Origin of the sequence: Loktanella sp. M215, from assembly GCF_021735925.1 — a bacterium.
Classification (GTDB): domain Bacteria; phylum Pseudomonadota; class Alphaproteobacteria; order Rhodobacterales; family Rhodobacteraceae; genus Loktanella.
Genome location: NZ_WMEA01000001.1, coordinates 260,953 through 281,170, shown reverse-complemented (window position 1 = coordinate 281,170; position 20,218 = coordinate 260,953). Strand labels below are relative to the sequence as shown.

Genomic DNA, 20,218 nt, shown 5'->3' with positions numbered 1-20,218 from the left:
ATTGCCTCCCCCCATCCTAACCCAAGAGAAAAATGCTTAAAATTTATCGTAGTGAGCCGCCAAGTCAGTTCCTAAAGCTGGTTGAGCGTCCTAAAGAAGAGCTTTTTGATTGGGCCCGCAGAACCGAGAGCGAGCGACAACAAAGGCGCGCGCCTATTCGCGCCGACCTGTTTCACAGGGAAGATGTGCACTCGCAGATTGCGAATGAATTCGACCATAAGTGCGCATTTTGCGAATGCCATTTGGGCAATGAGGGTGGAGTTGACCACTTTCGCCCAAAGAGCCTCTATCCATGGCTTTCCTATGAATGGGAAAATCTTTTTTACGTTTGCCGCAACTGCAACAATAAAAAGAGCAATTTATTTCCACTGAAAGGCAAGCACGCACCGTTTTTGGCAACGTTAGAAGACGCCCGGGCGATCGAAAAACCCCTACTGATTGATCCAACATTTGAATATCCTGGCCAGCACCTTACTTTTTTGAGTTCCGGCTTGATAACTCCTCGTAGCAACTCCCAAAAGGGTCTCGCAACGATCAATACCCTTCAGCTTAACAGAGAAAGCTGGGTCTTGGATCGGCAAAAATTTTGCGAAAAGTCTTTGGACATATGGAAGCGCTCGCTTGAGGGAAACCCGACCTATCCGGAAGGTTTTTTAGTAAGTGGCGAATTTTTGGCTTGCCAGCACTGGGCTATCGCTCGATCAATCGCTGAATTTAAGAAGCTGCCGACATCCAAGGTGACTGGGCGCGACTTAATAAACGAACTAAAGATGCTCATTGCTAATTCAGACGAGGCTCTCCGCTCTCGGTTGACTGGCGCAATATTAGATGTCCAAATGACCGACAAGGGAAAGAGTTCGGTTTTTCTGAATACTTCGCGAAATGCGTTGGTCAAGTATCGAGCTAGTGTACCTGACACTCAAGAGTCCGATTCATTTGAAGCAACCACTGAAGCGACAGAGTACTTTGCACGCGATAACGTCTCATCAATCCAGATTGCGAACTTTAAAGCAATTGAAAAACTTGCCATCAATATGCCCCTAAAGCGCGGTGAAAGGGCGGGTGCGCCTTGCATGTTATTGCTCGGGGAAAATGCTGTTGGTAAATCCTCATTTCTCTTGGGTGTTGGCCTAGCCCTACTTGGATCCAAGGCTATTGAGAAACTAGATCTGCCGTACGGTAGCCTTGCTAGAAGTGTGAGCAAAGATATTTGGGACCAGTGGGGAACGGAGGCCATCGAGGTGAAACTAGAATTTCATAACGAAAGGCAGCCTGCTGTCTTTTCCTTCGATCCTGTTTCTAAGAAGCTTGGAGGTACATCGCCTCAGACTGCGATTGTCTTAGGATATGGCCCTCACCGCTTTTTTTCTGCTGCTAAAAGTGCCCGCAAAAAGAGCTCAGCAGAAAGGCTGAGAAGCCTCTTCGATCCATCAAAACCCTTACCTGACCCAACAGATTGGCTTAGTAAACTCGAGGGCGCCAAGTTCAACGCCGTTGCCCGAACAATACGGACAATTCTTCCAATTGGAGATGACGACGACCTCGTCAATGATCCCCAGTCCGGAATTTGTGTTCGTGCCGACGGTCAAATGACGCCAGTGTCGAGGCTAAGCGAAGGCTATCGTTCCGTTTTTGCGATGACTGCTGATATCTGCCGTGCCTTGCTTGAGCACTGGACGGATCTCGAAGATGCTCGAGCAGTTGTCTTGATCGATGAGATCGACACCCACCTTCACCCTCGTTGGAAGTTGCAGGTCATGTCCTCGCTTAGAAGAGCGTTGCCTAAAGTTCAGTTCATTGTGACTAGCCATGACCCCCTCTGTGTTCGCGGCATGGACGATGGTGAAGTTGTCGTTTTGTATCGTGATGAAGCTGGACGGGTTTCTCAGATGATAGACCTCCCCGACGTTTCGGGAATGGGAGCGGAACAGCTGCTAAATTCTGAGTACTTCGGTCTAGCGAGTACTCTTGATGCAGACATACACATGGGTATTGCACGCATTTCATCGGATGGCGGGGACGTTCGAGGCGGTTCGCTCGGAGAAGAAACCGACCAACTTATTTCTCGGCTAACTGTAGGTGACAGCGCCACAGCTCAGATAATACAAGAGGCGCTACTGCAATATCTTAGGGGCAGAGAAAAGCCGGTGGGAAGCTTGTCTCAAACAGCTCGTGCTAAAGCCGTTGCTGCGGTGGCAAACGCTCTGCGTTCAGCCAAAAGCGAGCGCTAAATTGCGAAAACTTGATCGCACAATAGTCCCTGCTCCTGAATGCTTAACCACTCCGAGTGTAGCCGTTCAAAATGAGCGGCGTGCAGCTCAAACCTACTACTCTAATCGGATACCATGGTTAGCTGAGTATCGAGCTCATCCTTTCAATTCATATCGGAATCAACAAATAAAGTCAGCCTTATGGGACTTGGCAGGAGGTAATTGCGCTTATTGCGAAAGTAAGATCAATGCGACTGGCGCGGCACAAATAGAACACTACCGGCCCAAAGGCAAAGTTGAAGGCGTCCCAGATCATTCAGGCTACTGGTGGCTTGCCTCGGACTGGGAGAATTTGCTCCCGACATGCCGAGACTGCAATCAGGGTATTAGGCAACATTTAGTCACTGAGAACATGACACGAGAAGAAGTAATCAAACTGAAAGCAACGCCTGCAAAAAAACTTTTGGGTAAGGCCAGCCACTTCGAAATCCTTGGGCCAAGAGCAAATAGCGTTGCATGCAGTCTAGACGACGAGAATCCCTTACTTATAGACCCCTGCAGACAAGATCCAACTTTGGAGCTCGACTGGAATGCGTTCGAGGAGCTACCAATCATTAGACCTCGAATTTCGGCGGGGAGCCCAAGTGCTTATGGCAGCTACACAATTAATACTTGCGCCTTGAACAGAGCTGACCTTGTTCTGGACAGAGTTTCGGTCCGAAGACCGTTGCGGGCCATAAGGACTCGCGTGATGACTGAATTGGAAAGTTGGGATGGAGAAGGGGAAATCCCAACATCTATAACGGCCCGAATTGAATGCTTGAACGAGTTCGTTCACCCAGAACAAATCTATGTGGGGATGGTCGAAGCCTTCATCGATGCTTTTTTACTTGAGCTTGAGCAGTGGTTAGCGGATCGGGGTCTCGATCCGATAGACTAGCCAACAAGCGCTGAGCGGGGCTGGATTCAATTTACACTTTTCACCCCCTGAAGGCTAAATTTCGACCCGACGAGATTTCGGTCAACTCTAGCCGATTTTCTCAAGTATGAAATCAAAGACGGGTCGCGTTGGTTCGAATGCGTCAGGCTGCAAGGCGGTAACTACGTCCTTCGCAAAGGTTGCCTTGTGGCCCTTGAAGCGCTGGCAATTGCCGGGGCGCGTCGGATCGATTTCAAAATGCGCGCCTACTCCAGGAGCGTCACGAAAAAGCAGCTCGATAGGAAAACTTGACTTGCTCTTATAATGCTCACCGGTGGCTGTGTTCACAACTTGTCCATAGCAGCTATGCTGCTCGGAAACCGGCAACATCAGGTTGTAGCCGTCCACTCCATTCCGCTTCTTTGTCAAACAACGCGAAACATTGTCTTGAATAAATTGACTGTGGTTCATGTTCCATTCGTTGTAAGCTTCATCCCAGTCATACAACGCAAAAATAATGCGCCCCTGATTGTTCTGGTAAAACTCGTCGCTTCGCATCAAGCGGCCAAGTGTTGTGCAGCCAAATGCACTTAAAATCTCGAAGGGCCGGTTCGCATCCACTCCATACAACTTGCGCCAAGCCGTTTCGAAGATGATTTCTTCCGTAACTCCCTCAACCATGAGTACTGGCCCATTGGTGTTCTTGAGATTGTGATAGATGTTGAGGCGCGCCTCACGCTCACTAAACGTAATTAGCCCTGCCGAGAGTGACTGAACTATAGCCGCCTTATCACGTTGCACCGCCGAGACGTTGCCATCCGCAATTTCAAAAAGCCGTATCTGCGGCTCATTGGCCTCGACGATCGTCGAAGCGCTGTGACTGCTAAGCAGAACGTGATTGGTCCGGGCTGCCTCGGTGGCGGCAATGTCTTCCACCTGCTTGAGAAAGCTAAACTGCCACTCCGGGTGCAGAAAGGAGTCTGGTTCATCGAGGAGCGTGATGCAGTTGCGATCTTTGAAGAATTCGGTGATCGCGAAGATGTAGATGGATTGGAACTGACCGTCGCTGAAATCGCCGACAAGGATCGGCCTTCCGTCGCCTAAGCCGATCGGAATGGACAAGCCCTCGAACATGCCGAGTGTTTTCAGGTTGTCAAATTGGCGGAAAAGATCAGACGATGATGCATCTTCAAACTCTTCACGGAAAAGCGCGAGGTTTATGCCGATAGTATACCGATCTTGCCCACGATCGTAAATCGAGTCTCGCGTGAACTCGCCCCTAACACAGTTGAGCAGCCTTTCAACTAATACGAGTGATTGGCCCTTCGCCCCCCATAGGAACGAAGCCACATCGCCGACTTCGACGTCGCTGTGCTTAAACCTGGGCGGCGAAAGCCGAAGCGTGACGGTTTCAGACGTGACTTCGATCCCTAGCTTCTCGCAGATGTAGCGGCGGGCCGCGCAATCGTCAGGCTGCATCAACAGGATCGAAAGAAGCATTTCCTTGTACCCTGCGCCGATGCTGATGAATTCTCGCGCCTCCTCCCCGGTCCACTTGCGATTGCGGCGGGCGTAGGCCCGGGCGTATTTATCAACTGTGGACGTGATCGTGTCGCTGTGGCCCGAATAGTAGATGATTACGTTGTCGGGGGTCAGCGCGTCGACAATCTTCGAACGGTTCGTACCATTGACTTGCATCTGGCCGTCTTCACGGCGAACGCGCACATCTTCGCCATCGATCTCGTAGGTAATGTCAAAATCAAAACCGATCTCGCTGCGCCGCTTGGTCGAGGCGAAGACGAAGTTGAAGACCTCCACCAACGCCTCGAAGAAGTTGGACTTCCCCGTCCCGTTCTTCCCGACGAAGATGTCGAGGAAGCTTTCGCCATCGAAGGTAAGCGTGAAGTCGCGAAGGTTCTTATACTCGCTGATCCAGACAGATTTTAGGCGCATAGTTTTCCCTTATGTCTTCACGAAAGTCAGTTGGGCGTCGACGATGAAATAGGCGAGGATCGAGGCTTGGGCTTCGAGCGGTTGGTCACGGATCATTTGGCGGACAGGATCGCGGGGGGCACGCTTCTTTTTTAAGTACTCAACTGTCTTTTCAAGCAGATGCCGGTTCTCTGTCGCACTTCGCGCGCGCTCGCCAACAGTCGGAAGCCAGCTATCAAAGCTCCGAAACTTTCGTTCAAACTGATGCGGTTCTCTGGAATACACGTAACCGAAGCCATCGTTCGGCTTGAAGCTGACATGATGATCCTTCGTGTCATCCGGCAGAACGATCTCATTTGGGGCGAACATCGCTGAAGCCTGCGACACAACCGTCCCGGCGCTATAGGCGTCCGAGAATTCCTTGGGCGTGTGAACCTGGCTGGTCACGTAGAACACAGCATTGCCAAGCGCTTCGAGCCCTTGCAGCGCCTTGTGCTGGCGGTACTTGCCATTCTTGTGCAGGTTCATGCGATAGACTTTCGGGTCCGCGTAGAGGCCGTCCTGTATCTCGCGTGCATTGTTGCGCACCAGAACGTAGGAGCGCTTCAGCTGGATAAAGACCGGCGTTGATCCATCGAGGGTGACCTCGACATCATAGCCTTTCGTTGCCTCGGCACCCTGGCTGATGAAGTCAGGGGCCTTGGGGAACCTACCGCCAAGCACGTAATTTTGTTCCAGCTCGCGCAGGAAAGCGAAGCCGAAGGTTAACTCTGTGAAATCAGGCCAGGGCATGGGAAACACTCTCGCAAAGCAGAGAGGTTGAGGTAACTTGGCTAAGGCTTTTGTGCTCGCAGCACCGGACAGATTTTAAATGCATGTTTTCTCAATGAATTTTGGAGGTAAGTGTGTCAGCCAAGGCAAAGTTTATCGTGTTGCTGTCATCGATCCGCTGGGCAAGACGGTCGCAAAGCTCAAATAGTGTTGATTTCCACCCAGAAGTGACCCGGGTTTTCCATCGAGAACTGACCCACCTTGATGTTATGTTTCAGTGGTCAGGCTTGGGTCAAGACATCGTTGTCCTCCCTTTTTTTCCGGGCCGCGACGGCGGCGCTGGCCTTGAAGCGGAAGCTGTCGTTGCCGGTCTCTATGATGTGGCAGCGATGGGTCAGGCGATCGAGGAGCGCCGTTGTCATCTTGGGGTCCCCAAAGACGGTCGCCCATTCGCTGAAGCTCAGGTTCGTGGTGATGACGACACTGGTGCGCTCGTAGAGTTTGCTCAGCAGATGGAAGAGCAGCGCGCCGCCTGATGCACTGAACGGCAGGTAGCCAAGTTCGTCCAGGATCACGAGATCCAGTCGGACGAGGCTTTCGGCAAGCTGTCCGGCTTTACCTTTGGCCTTCTCCTGTTCGAGCGTGTTGACGAGCTCGATGGTCGAGAAGAAGCGAACCTTGCGGCGGTGATGCTCGACAGCCTGCACGCCGAGGGCTGTCGCGACATGCGTTTTGCCGGTGCCGGGGCCCCCGATCAGCACGACGTTCTGGGCACCGTCCATGAAGTCGCCGCGATGAAGTTGGCGCACCGTGGCCTCGTTGATCTCACTGGCCGCAAAGTCGAAGCCGGACAGGTCCTTATAAGCGGGGAAGCGAGCGGCCTTCATGTGGTAGGCAATGGACCGGACCTCACGTTCTGCGACCTCAGCCTTCAACAACTGGGCGAGCATCGGCACCGCGGCATCAAAGGCGGGTGCGCCTTGTTCCATGAGGTCTGTCACGGCTTGCGCCATCCCGTGCATCTTCAGACTGCGGAGCATGATGATGATGGCACCGCTGGCAGGATCATGACGCATGGCGGCCTCCGGCGGTCCGGGCCCGCAGGCCGTCATAGCGTTCGACATTGGCCTTTGGCTCGCGGCGCAGAGCAAGGGCCTGTGGCGTGTCGATGTCCGGCCCACCAATCGTCTTTCCGTCGATCAGACGGTGCAGAAGGTTCAGCACATGGGTCTTGGTTGCGACGCCCTCAGCCAAGGCCATTTCCACGGCGACCAACACAGCCTGTTCATCGTGATGGAGGACCAACGCCAGGATATCGACGATCTCGCGATCACCGCCTGGCTTGCGCAGCATGAGGTCTTGCAGCTGCTTGAAGGCCGGAGGGAATTCCGCAAAGGGCGCACCGTTCCGCAATGCACCGGGCTTGCGGTGAAGGACGGCCAGGTAATGCCGCCAATCGTAGATCGTGCGTGGTGGGAGTTGGTGGCTGCGCTGGATCACCCGCACATGCTCGCACAGGATCTGACCCTCGGCGGCGACCACCAGACGTTCGGGATAGACCCGCAAGCTCACCGGGCGATTGGCAAATGATGCCGGGACGCTGTAGCGATTGCGCTCAAAGCTGATCAGGCAGGTCGGCGACACCCGCTTGCTCAGTTCGACAAAGCCATCGAAGGCGGGTGGCAATGGCATCAGCGCAGCTTGTTCTGTGGCCCAGACGTCAGCAACGCTCCCCGGTAATGATGCGTGCGGGATCTCGCCCCATAATGCCACACACTGCTGTTCCAGCCAATCGTTCAGGGCCGCCAGATCAAAGAAGTCCGGCATGGGTTGCCACAGTCGGTGTCGGGAATCCTGCACGTTCTTCTCGACCTGTCCCTTCTCCCAGCCTGCGGCCGGATTGCAGAACGCTGGCTCAAATACGTAGTGGTTTGCCATCGCAAGGAACCGCATGTTGACCTGCCGGTCCTTCCCGCGGCCGACGCGGTCAACCGCCGTCTTCATGTTGTCGTAGATGCCGCGCTCCGGGACTCCGCCGAAGACCCGGAATCCGTGCCAGTGAGCATCGAATAGCATCTCGTGCGTTTGCAGCAGATATGCCCGGACCAGAAAGGCCCGGCTATGCGACAGCTTGATGTGGGCAACCTGGAGCTTGGTGCGCTCGCCACCGAGAACTGCAAAATCCTCGCTCCAATCGAACTGGAATGCCTCGCCCGGCCGAAACAACAGGGGAACAAAGGTGCCGCGCCCTGTCGTCTGCTGATCTCGCTGCCGATCGGCCCGCCAGTCACGCGCAAACGCCGCGACCCGGCCGTAGGACCCATCGAATCCCAAAACCACCAGATCCGCGTGCATCTGCTTCAACGTCCGCCGCTGCTTGCGCGACTTGCCGGCCTCCGTCTTCAGCCAGCCGGCCAACTTCTCAGCGAACGGATCGAGCTTGCTCTGCCGCTCCGGCGTCGCGAACTGCGGCTCGATCGTGCCTGCATTCAGATACTTCTTGATCGTATTACGTGACATCCCGGTCCGCCGCGCAATCTCGCGCAGGGGCAACTTCTCACGCAAAGCCATACGTCGGATGATATTCAAAAGTCCCATGTGTATCACTCCAATGTCCCCCGTTGCGCATGCCGCTGGGGGAAGGGTCACATGGGTCAATTCTCAATGGAAATTATGCCGCTACCCGGGTCACTTCTGGGTGGAAATCAACAACCTTTGAAATACTCTAGAATCTCACGCCACTCCGAGTTTTCAGATGCGCTTCCGCGATGACACTCATCTACGACGATCAAATCAAAGAAGTCTGGAGAAACGGTCTTGAACGTCTTGTCTCTTTTCTCACGGCCCGTGAGTGACTGGTATAGACCCAAGTGTATTTCGTAAGACGGATCAATTTGCCGACTTCCAATTTTGGTCATTACTGAACCAAAGGGCTTAAAGTCATTCACAAGAGTCTGATCAATAAGAATGTTACGATCAGCCAAAAACAAAATGCGCTTTGCTGCACCAGCCTTCCAAAGCCGCCAAATGATCTGAAAGGTCGTGTAGGTTTTGCCGGTTCCGGTCGCCATTACCAACAGCACTCTATTCTTGCCCTTGGCGACTGCTTCAATGGTACGGTTGATCGCCTCGGCCTGATAATACCTCGGCTCTTTGCCCGACCCGTCATCATGGTAAGGCTCCATGAGCAAGGTTTGCTCACTATCTTCAATGCCGCGAAACGATTTATAACGTGCCCAGAGGGTTTGGGGGTCTGGAAACGCCGTCAAAGAAAGCGATGTCTCAATGTCTTCGCCGGAGCCTGGGTGCTTGTTGTGTTGTTCGAAACCATCTCCATTTGAACTAAAAGCCGTTGGAATCTGCATGATTTCGGCGTAGCCGAGCGCCTGCTGCATCCCGTGTCCTATAGAATGGTTGTTGTCTTTGGCCTCCAATACAGCCACGGGAAGAGACGGCTCCCAAGATAGGACATAATCAGCAAATTTCTTTTTCTTCTTGTTGCGGGAAGACATGTTACCGCGGACGATGATTGGCCCAGGTGTTAATGTCACTTCTCGCCTAATCTGGGTAAACTGATCCCAGCCTGCGCTCCTCAACGCAGGAGAAATGTAAAGATCACACACGTCAGACTCACTGAGCTTTTTCTTTTCTTCGAGCGACAATGACATCGAGCAATCATTCTCCAGATCAAATTTGCTACTTTTAGAGCCCCAATGGCTATACATGGATCGTCTAGCCGCGACAGGGAGGATGCAAGGAGTTTTGCTTCAATAGCGAATACAAGACGTCCGAAAAGGTCTACCCAAAACAGACACTATCAAACCATCCCGGATGTGTCTCTTTAGACTTGTTTTTGGTTTTATAGACGGTATTCTAAAAAGGTCTAGAGCCATAGGAGAAGTAAGTGTCAGTTGTTGGGTATCGTCGCGTTAGCACAGAAGACCAAAACTTAGATCGGCAAGACCTTGGAACATTGGATAAATTGTTCGAGGAAAAATTGTCAGGCAAGAATGTCAAGGATCGCCCAGCGCTCAACGCCTTGATGGATTGGGTCAGAGAGGGTGACTCAGTTTTGGTACATTCAATTGACCGCCTAGCTCGTGATCTAAGAGACCTACAAACTATCATCCAAAGTCTAAACGATAAGGGTGTGACGATTACCTTCAAGTCTGAAAGCCTGACATTCTCTGCAAGTTCAGACGATGCATTCGCAAAGTTGCAGCTACAGATGATGGGGGCCTTTGCTGAATTTGAGAGAAACATCATCCGCAAGCGTCAAGCAGAGGGGATTGCGAAGGCTAAGGCAAAAGGTCTCTATAAGGGACGACCCAAGACCGTAGATGATGCAAGGGTCAAAGAGCTTAACCTTGCAGGCATGGGGGCGACTGCCATCGCGAAAGAATTAGGGATTGGCCGAGCCACTGTCTACAAATCACTCAGTGCACAGGCTGCTGGTGTCGCACTTGGATCTTGAGGATAAGCACCACAGCCACCCGCTTTGCGCATTGAGCCAAAGGCCGATGTCGAACGCCGTGATGGCCTGCGGGCCCGGACCGCAGGTTGCCGCCATGCGTCATGGTCCTGCCAGCGGTGCCATCGTCATGCTCCGCAGTCTAAAGATGCAAGGGATGGCTCAAGCCGCCACCGACCTCATGGAACGCCATTGGTCCGAATGACAATGGCGAGCGCTCTCCAGCTTTCGACCCCGTGGTGCCAATCCCCGCCCAGTTACTGAAGGCCGAAGTGGCCGAGCAGGGGGTCCGGTGCATCGCCGATCACATGAAGGCTGCCCGCTTCCCGGCTTGTAATGATCTGTCCGGCTTCGACTTTGCGGCCAGTGAGATCAACGTGGCGACGGTGCGCCAACTTCATAAGCGCGATTTCATGGACGGCTCACAGAACGTAGTTCTGATCGGCGGACCCGGCACCGGCAAAACGCTTGTCGCGACAGGCCCCAGATTTGATCTAACGATGAAGTCGCCACTTCACTATAGTTAGGCCGCACAGCGCTTTGATTTACCGCCCACCAGCGCCAAAAAGCATCATCCCGATAGACCAAAAGCCAACCGTGCGTAACAATTAAACTGGACTACCCGATGGGGGGCGCCTTAGGAACTGCGGGTAAACTCTGTTCTTTAAGGCCTTTAATTTTCGTTTATAAAATTCAAGAGGCCATCGAATAGTGCGATTTTATCCTCATCAGTTAACTGTTTCCGTTTACTTATTTTAGCCTCCCCCATTTCCTCGAATAGTTCGTAACGCCTTTCATCTGACAACTTCCCGTAGTGTCTTTCGGTGGTTGCTTCATTCTCATGCCCCAATGCGTCGCTCCAAGCTTTGCGCTGTATGCTCGTCAGCGGTCGGCGATCACGCTCAAAAGCAAGAGTATGTTTCGCACTGTGAGGCGAATATTTCTGTTCGACTGCACGGCAGGCAATTCTAAATGCCTCAGCGACTGCATGCGGTGTTGCCATTGGCTCAATCAGTACACGACCAGTTGCGCTGATAGACCTTGGTGAGCCGAGCCACATTTCGCTTGGAAACAGGGCATCCCCATCATGGCAGCCCAGCGCTCGTAGTGAGGCCACCCAGCGCTGCACCTCTTCTTTGAAGCCGTCAGCGATCGGAAACCAATTTACGATATTGCTCTTACCGTTTTTAGCGCGCACGACCGTGGCATCCTGAACAATGACCTTCCGTTCCGCATCAAAGTGGCAAAGCCTTAACGATACAATCGTCTCTGCCCGCAGTCCTCCCAGGAAGGCAATTGCAAAGATCGCGCGGGCCCTTCGGTGCATGATCGATTTCGACGGCATGGCAGACAGAAGAGCCTCCGCTTCATCCAAGTCCGGATAGGCTTTGCTAGGTCGAGGCAGAGCCGCTGCATACGCGGCTTTTGGCAACTTCAGATAGTCAGGCAAATCTCGCTGCAATCGCTTATGCCCATCCTGCTTCAGAAGCCAGATCAAGAAGTCTGCCAGATGAGAGGCGGTGTGTGATACCGTAGATTGTGATTTTGCGGTGTCATCCCGTGCCACCAGACACTGCTTCAGATAGTCACGAACCTTTGCGATATCTCTCGTCGTTAACTGATCGAATGCCTTTCCCCCCATGAGCTCTTCACCAAGACGGATAGCGGCAAGGTGACGATCGATCGTCTTCTCGGAGTGTCGACCAGCATAGGTTTGCCATCTGTAGATGATCCGGTCGTTGATCAGCGAAAGCCGCGAGAGATCAATTTCCGACTTGCTCCCAATACCACCGGGGACTGCCCCCTTTTCTTCGTGTCGCGAGTCCACGGGCGTATTTGGATTGGTAAGACCCGCAAAATAGTCTCGATCAGCTTGGGAAGAGATCTTCATGACCGACACGTCGCAGTCCGAACAACGACCCGAGAACATGTGCGTACCTTTACCGACAATCATACTTTCGACGGTTGCAGCATCTGGGAACACGGCCGCGTTACAAGATCCGCACTTGAACTCACCGGGCCGCAGTTGGGTCGATTTTCGCATCCGTCTCTCTTCATGGAAGGCCGTAACGACAGCGCCGCGGAACACGTAAGGTTTTTTACTATCCGAAGGCTGAAGTCCTGCCTTGACCCAGTTTGAGATCGTATTTGGGTCCACTTTGTAGGTGCCCCGCAGGTCCTCTACGGTGTAAACACGGTTCTTTTTGAGGCGAACTCCTTTGTAGGACCGGCTCATGCTAGGCCACCACGCAGGTCGGGTTCGTGCTGCCCGCATGTAGCCCGTGTACAAAGCTAGCGCTCAACATGATCCGCATCACGGAGCGCTCATCTTGCCGGGGTCAATCTTGCGGGCTTCCGCCCAGGCATTCAGATCGCACCCGCGATAGATGATCTTGCGGCCAAGTTTGTAATACGCAGGTCCAAAACCCTTGTGCCGCCACTGCGCTAGCTTGTCCCGATCAGCAATGATTTCAAGCTCAGCATCTGCTAACAAGTAGTTTCGATCGTTCTCAAACAATCCTGACATGGTTGGATCTCCTTTCGTCGCGCTCAATTACGACGGATGGATGCCAAGCTAATTGATTGGATTCAGCTCCCCGATTTACAAATCGGGGAGGTCATGTCATTGAAATATATGAAAACTTAATTTGATCGTCTGGGTTCACGTAGGGTTTGGTGGTCCCCTTGGGGCCGTTTTCACTCAAGACGCGGCGAAATTCCTCTGCCATATAAAGCACGTTAATTTCGTCTTGCGGATTATCTTCACAGAAATCCAGCGCCATGCCTAAATGGACAACACCACGGTAGGTGCTCCAGATTTTCCGCAAAACGTCTTTGTCCTTCGCACCGCTGATGTTGTGCTGCCTAGCATCTATCTCAACCTGCTGCAGGATGCCGGCCTCAGTATGAAGACCCGCAAATTTGTTATCCAAGATAGAGAGGACCACCAGCTTTCCGACTTGCTCAGCCACGTTCAGCTTTCGCTCGTTTTTCTTCTCGTACCTCTGAATCGTTTGCGCTGCCTCAAAGCCTGCATCGTGGCTACGGCTCGATGTTTTTGCGACTTGAAGTAAACTAGCAGAATATCGCGGATCGTTCAGATTGATGTGCCTGTCACCGCTAAAAAGAGATTCTATTGCGCTCGCTCTCACATCGTATTTCACGTTTTCGATGGCACGAAGACGTTCCTCAAGTGTCTCTTCTGACAACGCCACTCTAAGCATTTCCACGCACAGCAATTCCGGCTCATAAATCGTGACTTCGATCATTTCCAACCTCCGCGCTAGACGCCACCAACTAAAAAGTTTGACCATTCATTCATCAACATGCGCCGTTTGTCCAAGAGGTCGGATCGCGCGTATGCGCGCTCGACATTCGTTCCAACACGGTGAGAAAGACTCATCTCTGCAATCTCACGCGGAGCGCTGGCGACTTCGGCTGCCCAGTCGCGGAACGTCGACCTAAAGCCATGCACGGTAATGCCTTCGGCATCCATCCGTCGCAGGAGCATAAGCATTGACATGTTCGACAGTGGCCGATGACGTTTTTGACCCTCAAAGACATACTCTGACTGCAACACCCTTAATGGCTCAAGGATCGATAGCATTTCACTTGTCAGCGGAACGCGATGCTCTTCCCCGGTTTTCATCCGGTCCTCAGGGCAAGACCATAGCTGCTGATCGAAGTCGATTTCATCCCAACGCATCCCAAGGACCTCGTTCGTCCGCGAACCGGTCAGACACGTAAACCTCAATGCATTTGCAGACATCGCATCGCGTGATTTCAGGTCCGCATAGAAAGTGGGAAGTTCCTGCCAGCGCATCGCCTTGTGATGCTTCGGCTTGGCTTTGACCTTCGGCAAAACCTGAGCATCCTTGATGGCTGTCACAGGATTTTCGCCAGACCGGAAACCTTTCGACCGCGCGACATCCAAAACTGTTTTGATCCGTTGTGCGAGCTGTTTCGCCGTTTCATGTTTTTCAGTCCAGATGGGCGACAGGCACATCAACACTTCTGGCTGGTTGATGCTGTCGATCGGCATGCGGCCAATCTTAGGAAAGGCGTAGTCACGCAACGTATTGATCCATTGCTGCCCATGTTTTGCGTTTTTCCACGTCGGCATGCGCGCCAGATGAACCTGCTGCGCGACGTCCTCAAAAGTTGGGATCTCGCGTTTCGCGTTAAAGCGAGGATTCAGCCCTTGCTGCGCCATGCGGCGATATTCTAGCGCCCGGTCGCGGGCCTGATTCAGAGTAACGAGGTCCGCACCTCCCAAACCAAAGTCTGTTCGCAGCGGCGCACCCATCTTATTTTTCTGGCCCTTTACCGTGACACGGACGATCCATCGGCGGGCACCGGATGGATCGACGACCAGATAAAGTCCGTTGCCGTCCCCGTGCCGCCCAGCGCCGAGGTTTTCCACCAGTTTCCTTGTAAGCTTACCGGACAGCGCCACAATTCATACCACCATTCATACCACGCAAGGAACGAATATCAGCACAATCGAAAGAAATCCAGAACGACCTTCAAACCCCACAAGCATCAGTAAGCAAAGCAAAAAGGGCCGCCCAAGGCGACCCAACTAAGACGATCATAAAGGTGGTCTGGCGGAGACGAAGGGATTCGAACCCTCGATACCGTTTCCGGTATGCGCCCTTAGCAGGGGCGTGCCTTCGACCACTCGGCCACGTCTCCGCCGACGGGTATAACCGCGCAAACGCCCGATAGACAAGGCGGAATGCGCAAGGGCGGGCAGAATGTCGGTGGAGGACCCAAGTGCTTGAAATGGCCATGAAAGTGCGAGGGGTGCGAGGGTCATGGGCGAGGTCTGGTCGTGGCCCCGCGTGCGCATCTTGAAAACACGGCAGCCCTGAGGCGTCTTTGGGACACTCTGCGGGGGCGCATGGTGACGCACCGCTCCGGCTTTGTGCCGGTCTAAGGTGACGTCTTCGCGGGCAGTTATGTGGCGGTGAAGGCCGGGTCCGGCCAGCCGATCATGACCAGCGTGCCGATGGTGGATTTGCTGGCGTATCTGGCGGGGGTGCAGGGGTGACGAAAAGTGTTTCCGCAGACAGTTGAAACCAAAGTGCTCAATCTTTGTTTGATATTCTACGAGGGCTCGTTTTATCGAAATTTCGGAAAGTGATCTTCAATGTATAAATAGGGTTCTTCAATTGCTGCCTTTAACAACTTTCCGGTGCAATCAACGCGACAGTTTTTAAGGTCTTTGTCGGTGATGCGACCTGCTTCGTGGTCGATAAGGGCCATGCTATAGGAAATTGTAATATCTTGTATTACCTTTCTTCGTTGGTGCAGTTCAAATCTATCTAAAATTTTTGATGGCGTATTTCTCAATATTCTTCCTATCTCATCATTCATCCGTTTGATTTCATCAAGAAACCATATTTTTGTTTCGGTTATGTGAGATTTAAATATTTTCCAATTTGGACGTGAGGGTTGGCAGGAATTACAAAAATGGTCTCGCTCTACCTCGCCTCGAAACTCAACAAACTCGCTAAACTCATTGTATAAAACTGTAAAGTTGACGCTGTGATTGGTGATGTGTGCAATTTGTTTGGAACGCCACGTCATCAAATATTCATGGTAACTACGCTTTTCTGTGCCCTTCGGGCCAAAAATTTCTTGTGCGGTGTGAAGGCCAGTTCCATGATTTGATCGGTCGTTAGAATTGAATATGCTGGCGTATGCGATTAATATGCTGTCGGTTGTAGGTTTTAAAAAATCTTTGACATCACTCCTTTCTTCTAGTAAACGAATCAAATGTTCACTTCGCAATAATTGATCATAAGCTTGGTGGCTTGCAATCAAGCGTTTAGCTAATTTTGATGTCTGCCCTGTCGCGTTTGGATCAATTTTTCTTAGATTAATCAAACATCCAACTCCTCCACAAACCGCGCATTCTCCTGAATATAGGCAAACCGCAATTCCGGCTTCTTGCCCATCAGGCGCTCGACCAGGTCGCCGGTCTCTCCGGGTTCCTCGTCGGCGACGGTGACGCGGATCAGTTTGCGGGTGGCGGGGTCCATGGTGGTGGATTTGAGGTCGGCGGCGTCCATCTCTCCGAGACCCTTGAAGCGTTGCAGGTCGATCTTGCCCTTGCCGCCAAGGCCTTTTTCCAGCACCCGGTCCTTTTCGGCGTCGTCAGAGACATAGACGCGCTTGGCCCCTTGGGTCAGGCGATACAGGGGCGGGCAGGCGAGGTAGAGGTGGCCCGCGTCGATCAGGGGCCGCATCTGGGTGAAGAAGAAGGTCATCAGCAGGGACGCGATATGCGCGCCGTCGACGTCGGCGTCGGTCATGATGATGATCTTGTCATAGCGCAGATCGTCGAGGTTGAAGCGTGTGCCCATGCCGACGCCCAGTGCCTCGCACAGGTCCGAGATCTCCTGATTGGTGGTCAGCTTGCCGGAGGCAGCACCCAGCACGTTCAGGATCTTGCCCTTGAGCGGCAGCAGCGCCTGCGTCTTGCGGTCGCGGGCGCCCTTGCCGGAGCCGCCGGCGGAATCGCCCTCGACGATGAAGAGTTCCGTGCCCTCGCGGGTCTTGTTGGTGCAGTCGGTCAGCTTGCCGGGCAGGCGCAGTTTCTTGGTCGCGGTCTTGCGGGCGGTTTCCTTTTCCTGCTTGCGGCGCAGACGCTCTTCGGCCCGCAGGACAAGGAAATCAAGGATCGCACCGGCGGATTTCGTGTCCGCCGCCAGCCAGTTGTCGAAGTGGTCGCGCACGGCGGCGTCCACCATGCGCTGTGCGTCGACGGTCGCCAGACGATCCTTGGTCTGGCCCACGAATTCCGGTTCGCGGATGAAGCAGCTGACCAGCGCACAGCCGCCCGCGGTCAGATCCTCGCGCGTGATGTTGCCCGCCTTGCGGTTGTTGGTCAGGTCGCCGTAGGCCTTGATCCCTTTCAGGATTGCGGACCAGAACCCGGCCTCGTGCGTGCCGCCTTCGGGGGTGGGGACCGTGTTGCAGTAGGACTGGATGAAGCCGTCGCGGGCGGGGGTCCAGTTGATCGCCCATTCGACCTTGCCCGGCACGCCGAACTTTTCGACAAAGCTGACGGTCCCGGCAAAGGGTGCGTCCGCATAGGTGGTCGATCCGCCCAGCGTTTCATTCAGGTAATCCGACAGGCCGCCGGGGAATTTGAAGGTGGCGGTGGTGGGCGTTTCGCCGTCGTCGATTTCCGTCTTCCAGCGGATTTCGACACCGCTGAACAGATAAGCCTTGGACCGCGCCATCTTGAACAGGCGGCCGGGTTTCAGTTGCAGCCCGCCGAAGATCTGTTCGTCCGGGTGGAAGGTGACGGAGGTGCCGCGCCGGTTGGGGGCGGCGCCGATCTTTTCCAGCTTGCCCTGCGGGACGCCGCGCGAAAACTCCATCGCGAAGAGCTCCTTGTTCTGCGCGACCTCCACCCGCAAATGATCGGACAGGGCGTTGACGACCGAGGAGCCGACGCCGTGCAGGCCGCCGGAGGTGGCATAGCTGTCGCCGGAAAACTTGCCGCCCGCGTTCAGGGTGCAGAACACGATCTCCAGCGCGGATTTGGTCGGGTCCTTTGGGTGCGGCCCGATGGGAATGCCGCGCCCGTTGTCGACGACGGTGACATGGCCGTTGGCGTGGAGGCTGACCTCGATCCATGTGGCGTGGCCCGCAACGGCCTCGTCCATGGAGTTGTCGATGATCTCGGCCACCATGTGGTGCAGGGCGCGGTCGTCCTTGCCGCCGATGTACATGCCGGGGCGCAGGCGGACGTGTTCCATGTCCTCCAGCACCTGAATGGACGACGCGCTGTATGAATCGGGGGCGCCCCCGGAAAGGAGATCGGACATATGCTGCTCTTCACTGGTTTGCGCCATTGTGGCAGGGCCGGCGGGCCGGGGCAATCGGTTCAGACCTGCTGACGCAACCACGTGGCGAAATCATCCTCGGTCAGGTGCCCTTGGGCCAGACGAATGATCTGGTCGCCGATGTCCGTGGGCTGCCAGTCGATCTCGATTCCATTGAGGTCGAGGCAGACGTCCATCACCTGATGGGCTGTCCGTTTATTGCCGTCATTGAAGCAATGCCCCTGCGCCACGGCCGTCGCATAGGCCGCGGCAAGGTCGAAGACATCAACGATCATGCCATAAGCCAGCCGATTTTCCACACGCGACAAAGCCCCGTCGAGGGACTTGTCCTTTGCGCGCCCCTGCAGTTCGCCGGGGTTCAGAACGGAATCGTGGATGACGTCGACCAGTGCGACGGTCAGAAGCTGAAAGGTCATTTGTCTTTCAGATAATCCAGCACCGGCTTGTTGACCTTGCGGCGCTTGGCGAGCGAGGCCAAAATCTCCGCTTCCGTCGCATAGCGCGGTTCGTCCTGAAGCGTTGCTTCCTCGGGCACGAGGTAGGCCACGCACTTGCTGTTCTTCATCACGGCCACGGGCTTGCCGCCGGACCGTTCCAGCACTTTATGCGGTTCGCGCAGTTCGGTCATGGTGCAGATGTGGTTGGTGTGCAGGCGTGTCATGGCGCAACCTCTGTGGATGTGTATCGAAATATATACTCCGATACACATCCTGACAAGGTGTTACTGCCCCGCGGCCTTCGTCTCGAACATCAGGCCGACGGCGGTGCGGTTCTGGAAACCGGTCCAGTAGGTGTTCTCGGCCGTCGGTTTGCCCGCATCGTCCACGGCCCAGACACCGTCGGACGCATTGGGCGTCAGATCGAAATACTGCGCCATGTCGCGGCCCTTCAGGTTCTGGTCGACCCAGGCGGTCAGGAAGTGCTGTGAGATGTTGTTCATCCGCACGTTGTCCCAGACCGGATCGGCGTAATGCTCGAAGGGGGCGAAGCCCAGTTCCTCGTTCATCGCGTAGCCTTCCTGCGGCGCGGGCATCGGGGCGCCGGCGTTGTGGTTGGCATCGACGTAGGTCAGCAGGTGGCGGTCGCTGTTCACCGTCCCGTCAAAGATCCCGCGGATCGCGTCGTAGCCCGCCACATCGTCGATAGAGCCTGCGATCAGCAGTAGCGGCTTGGTGATGCCCGCCAGCCCGTCCGCGTCCCAGAACCCGGTGTTGTTGCCCCAGGGGGCGAACGCGGCGAAGGCCTTGATACGGTCGTCGGCCAGTTGCGCATGGGTGTCGGTGCCCATCACGTTACGCTCCAGCAGGCGCTCCGGCGGGCCGTATTTGCCATCGACGATGGATTCGGTGACACCCGCGCCCGCGAGGATCAGCGCGCCGTAACCGCCCATCGAATAGCCGATGACGGCGGTGTTGGTGGCATCGGTCATCGCGCCAAGGTCGCCGTCCAGCGCCTCCATCTGGTCGATGACGAACTTCTGGTCCCAGGGGCGGTTGTAAAGGGTGGAGCCGAAGGCGCCCTTGTTGTCGTAGGTGCTGTCGGTGTGGTCGATGCTGGCCACGACATAGCCTTTGGACGCCAGGTTTTCCGCCAGTGGCGACATCAGCCAGCGGTTGCCGGGATAGCCGTGGCTGATGACGACGAGGGGAAAGGTCTCTCCGGTCAGGGGGGCGGCGTCGGGCACGGCCTGACCCTGCAGCGGAACCTCTGTCGTGCCGTCCCGCAGGATGGCTGTATAGGTGCCGCCGGGGGTGGTGCCCTCTGCCGCAGGATACCAGACTTCGACCGTCAGGGGGCGGTCATAGGTGGGAATGTCACCCTCTGCTGTGGTGTTCACGACGTCGACCTGATCGGGGTTCGTGAAGGTCATGCTTTGCACGCCAACGGTGTAATCGCCGTAGGGGGCCAGTTCCGGCGCATCGGGGCGGATCACGTCGATGCGATTTTCGGCCATAGCGGGCAGGGCGGTCAGCGCCATCAGGGCGGTTGGCAGGATGCGTTTCACGTAGGGTCTCCTCCAAGACAGGGATGTGACCTTGTGGCCACGGGCAGT

17 protein-coding genes, 1 tRNA gene and 1 pseudogene are annotated in these 20,218 nt (G+C 54.6%); 4 read left to right on the top strand and 15 right to left on the bottom strand.

Features of this window, described 5'->3' with window-relative positions; all coding sequences use genetic code 11:
• The first annotated feature begins 32 nt into the window (after positions 1–32).
• The gene (locus GLR48_RS01365) at positions 33–2,231 is read left to right on the top strand and encodes a retron system putative HNH endonuclease (RefSeq protein WP_237058027.1); all 2,199 of its coding nucleotides are present in this window, start codon (positions 33–35) and stop codon (positions 2,229–2,231) included.
• 730 nt (positions 2,232–2,961) lie between these two features.
• On the top strand, positions 2,962–3,150 hold the full coding sequence (locus GLR48_RS01360) for a hypothetical protein (RefSeq protein WP_237058026.1): 189 nt from the start codon (positions 2,962–2,964) through the stop codon (positions 3,148–3,150).
• An 87-nt stretch (positions 3,151–3,237) separates the two neighbouring features.
• Here GLR48_RS01360 and GLR48_RS01355 read toward each other — a convergent pair whose 3' ends face one another.
• The 5 genes and pseudogenes from GLR48_RS01355 to GLR48_RS01335 all read right to left on the bottom strand — a co-directional run.
• Positions 3,238–5,082: an ATP-dependent nuclease gene (locus GLR48_RS01355; RefSeq protein WP_237058025.1), complete on the bottom strand. Its 1,845-nt coding sequence runs from the start codon at positions 5,080–5,082 to the stop codon at positions 3,238–3,240.
• A gap of 9 nt (positions 5,083–5,091) precedes the next feature.
• A complete protein-coding gene (locus GLR48_RS01350) occupies positions 5,092–5,853 on the bottom strand; it encodes a hypothetical protein (RefSeq protein ID WP_237058024.1) in 762 nt (253 codons plus the stop codon).
• Positions 5,854–6,113: 260 nt separating this feature from the next.
• A complete protein-coding gene (gene istB, locus GLR48_RS01345) occupies positions 6,114–6,908 on the bottom strand; it encodes an IS21-like element helper ATPase IstB (RefSeq protein WP_237058022.1) in 795 nt (264 codons plus the stop codon).
• Positions 6,898–8,430 (bottom strand): IS21 family transposase, encoded by a 1,533-nt coding sequence (istA, locus tag GLR48_RS01340; protein ID WP_237058020.1) that lies wholly within the window; start codon positions 8,428–8,430, stop codon positions 6,898–6,900. Before istA ends, istB begins: the two co-directional genes overlap by 11 nt.
• A 119-nt stretch (positions 8,431–8,549) precedes the next feature.
• Positions 8,550–9,500, bottom strand: a pseudogene (locus GLR48_RS01335) (DEAD/DEAH box helicase family protein); the annotation flags it as partial.
• 236 nt (positions 9,501–9,736) lie between these two features.
• On the opposite strand from GLR48_RS01335, the gene GLR48_RS01330 reads away from it, so the two are divergent.
• Together GLR48_RS01330 and GLR48_RS26025 are read left to right on the top strand one after the other, a co-directional pair.
• Positions 9,737–10,306, top strand: a complete 570-nt coding sequence (locus tag GLR48_RS01330; protein ID WP_237058016.1) for a recombinase family protein — start codon at positions 9,737–9,739, stop codon at positions 10,304–10,306.
• A gap of 305 nt (positions 10,307–10,611) precedes the next feature.
• Complete coding sequence (locus GLR48_RS26025; protein WP_442915824.1) at positions 10,612–10,830, top strand: ATP-binding protein; 219 nt, start codon at positions 10,612–10,614, stop codon at positions 10,828–10,830.
• Between the two features lie 146 nt (positions 10,831–10,976).
• On the opposite strand, the gene GLR48_RS01320 is transcribed toward GLR48_RS26025, so the two are convergent.
• From GLR48_RS01320 to GLR48_RS01275, 10 genes are all read right to left on the bottom strand, one after another.
• On the bottom strand, positions 10,977–12,539 hold the full coding sequence (locus GLR48_RS01320; RefSeq protein ID WP_237058014.1) for a tyrosine-type recombinase/integrase: 1,563 nt from the start codon (positions 12,537–12,539) through the stop codon (positions 10,977–10,979).
• A 78-nt stretch (positions 12,540–12,617) separates the two neighbouring features.
• Complete coding sequence (locus GLR48_RS01315; protein ID WP_237058012.1) at positions 12,618–12,830, bottom strand: MerR family transcriptional regulator; 213 nt, start codon at positions 12,828–12,830, stop codon at positions 12,618–12,620.
• A 91-nt stretch (positions 12,831–12,921) separates the two neighbouring features.
• Positions 12,922–13,572, bottom strand: coding sequence for a hypothetical protein (locus GLR48_RS01310; protein WP_237058010.1), 651 nt, complete (start codon positions 13,570–13,572; stop codon positions 12,922–12,924).
• A 14-nt stretch (positions 13,573–13,586) separates the two neighbouring features.
• Positions 13,587–14,726 (bottom strand): tyrosine-type recombinase/integrase, encoded by a 1,140-nt coding sequence (locus tag GLR48_RS01305; protein ID WP_237058008.1) that lies wholly within the window; start codon positions 14,724–14,726, stop codon positions 13,587–13,589.
• 182 nt (positions 14,727–14,908) lie between these two features.
• Positions 14,909–14,998 (bottom strand) — tRNA-Ser (locus GLR48_RS01300).
• Positions 14,999–15,427: 429 nt separating this feature from the next.
• Positions 15,428–16,195: a hypothetical protein gene (locus tag GLR48_RS01295; protein WP_237058006.1), complete on the bottom strand. Its 768-nt coding sequence runs from the start codon at positions 16,193–16,195 to the stop codon at positions 15,428–15,430.
• Positions 16,192–18,147, bottom strand: a complete 1,956-nt coding sequence (locus GLR48_RS01290) for a DNA gyrase/topoisomerase IV subunit B (protein WP_237058004.1) — start codon at positions 18,145–18,147, stop codon at positions 16,192–16,194. The genes GLR48_RS01295 and GLR48_RS01290 overlap by 4 nt, the downstream gene beginning before the upstream one ends.
• Positions 18,148–18,206: 59 nt before the next feature.
• Positions 18,207–18,581 carry a type II toxin-antitoxin system death-on-curing family toxin gene (locus GLR48_RS01285; protein WP_237058003.1) on the bottom strand — a complete coding sequence of 125 codons (375 nt, stop codon included), beginning with the start codon at positions 18,579–18,581 and terminating at the stop codon, positions 18,207–18,209.
• Complete coding sequence (locus GLR48_RS01280) at positions 18,578–18,826, bottom strand: hypothetical protein (RefSeq protein ID WP_237058001.1); 249 nt, start codon at positions 18,824–18,826, stop codon at positions 18,578–18,580. The genes GLR48_RS01285 and GLR48_RS01280 overlap by 4 nt, the downstream gene beginning before the upstream one ends.
• Positions 18,827–18,886: 60 nt before the next feature.
• Positions 18,887–20,170, bottom strand: a complete 1,284-nt coding sequence (locus GLR48_RS01275; RefSeq protein WP_336886609.1) for an alpha/beta hydrolase family protein — start codon at positions 20,168–20,170, stop codon at positions 18,887–18,889.
• Positions 20,171–20,218 lie beyond the last annotated feature (48 nt).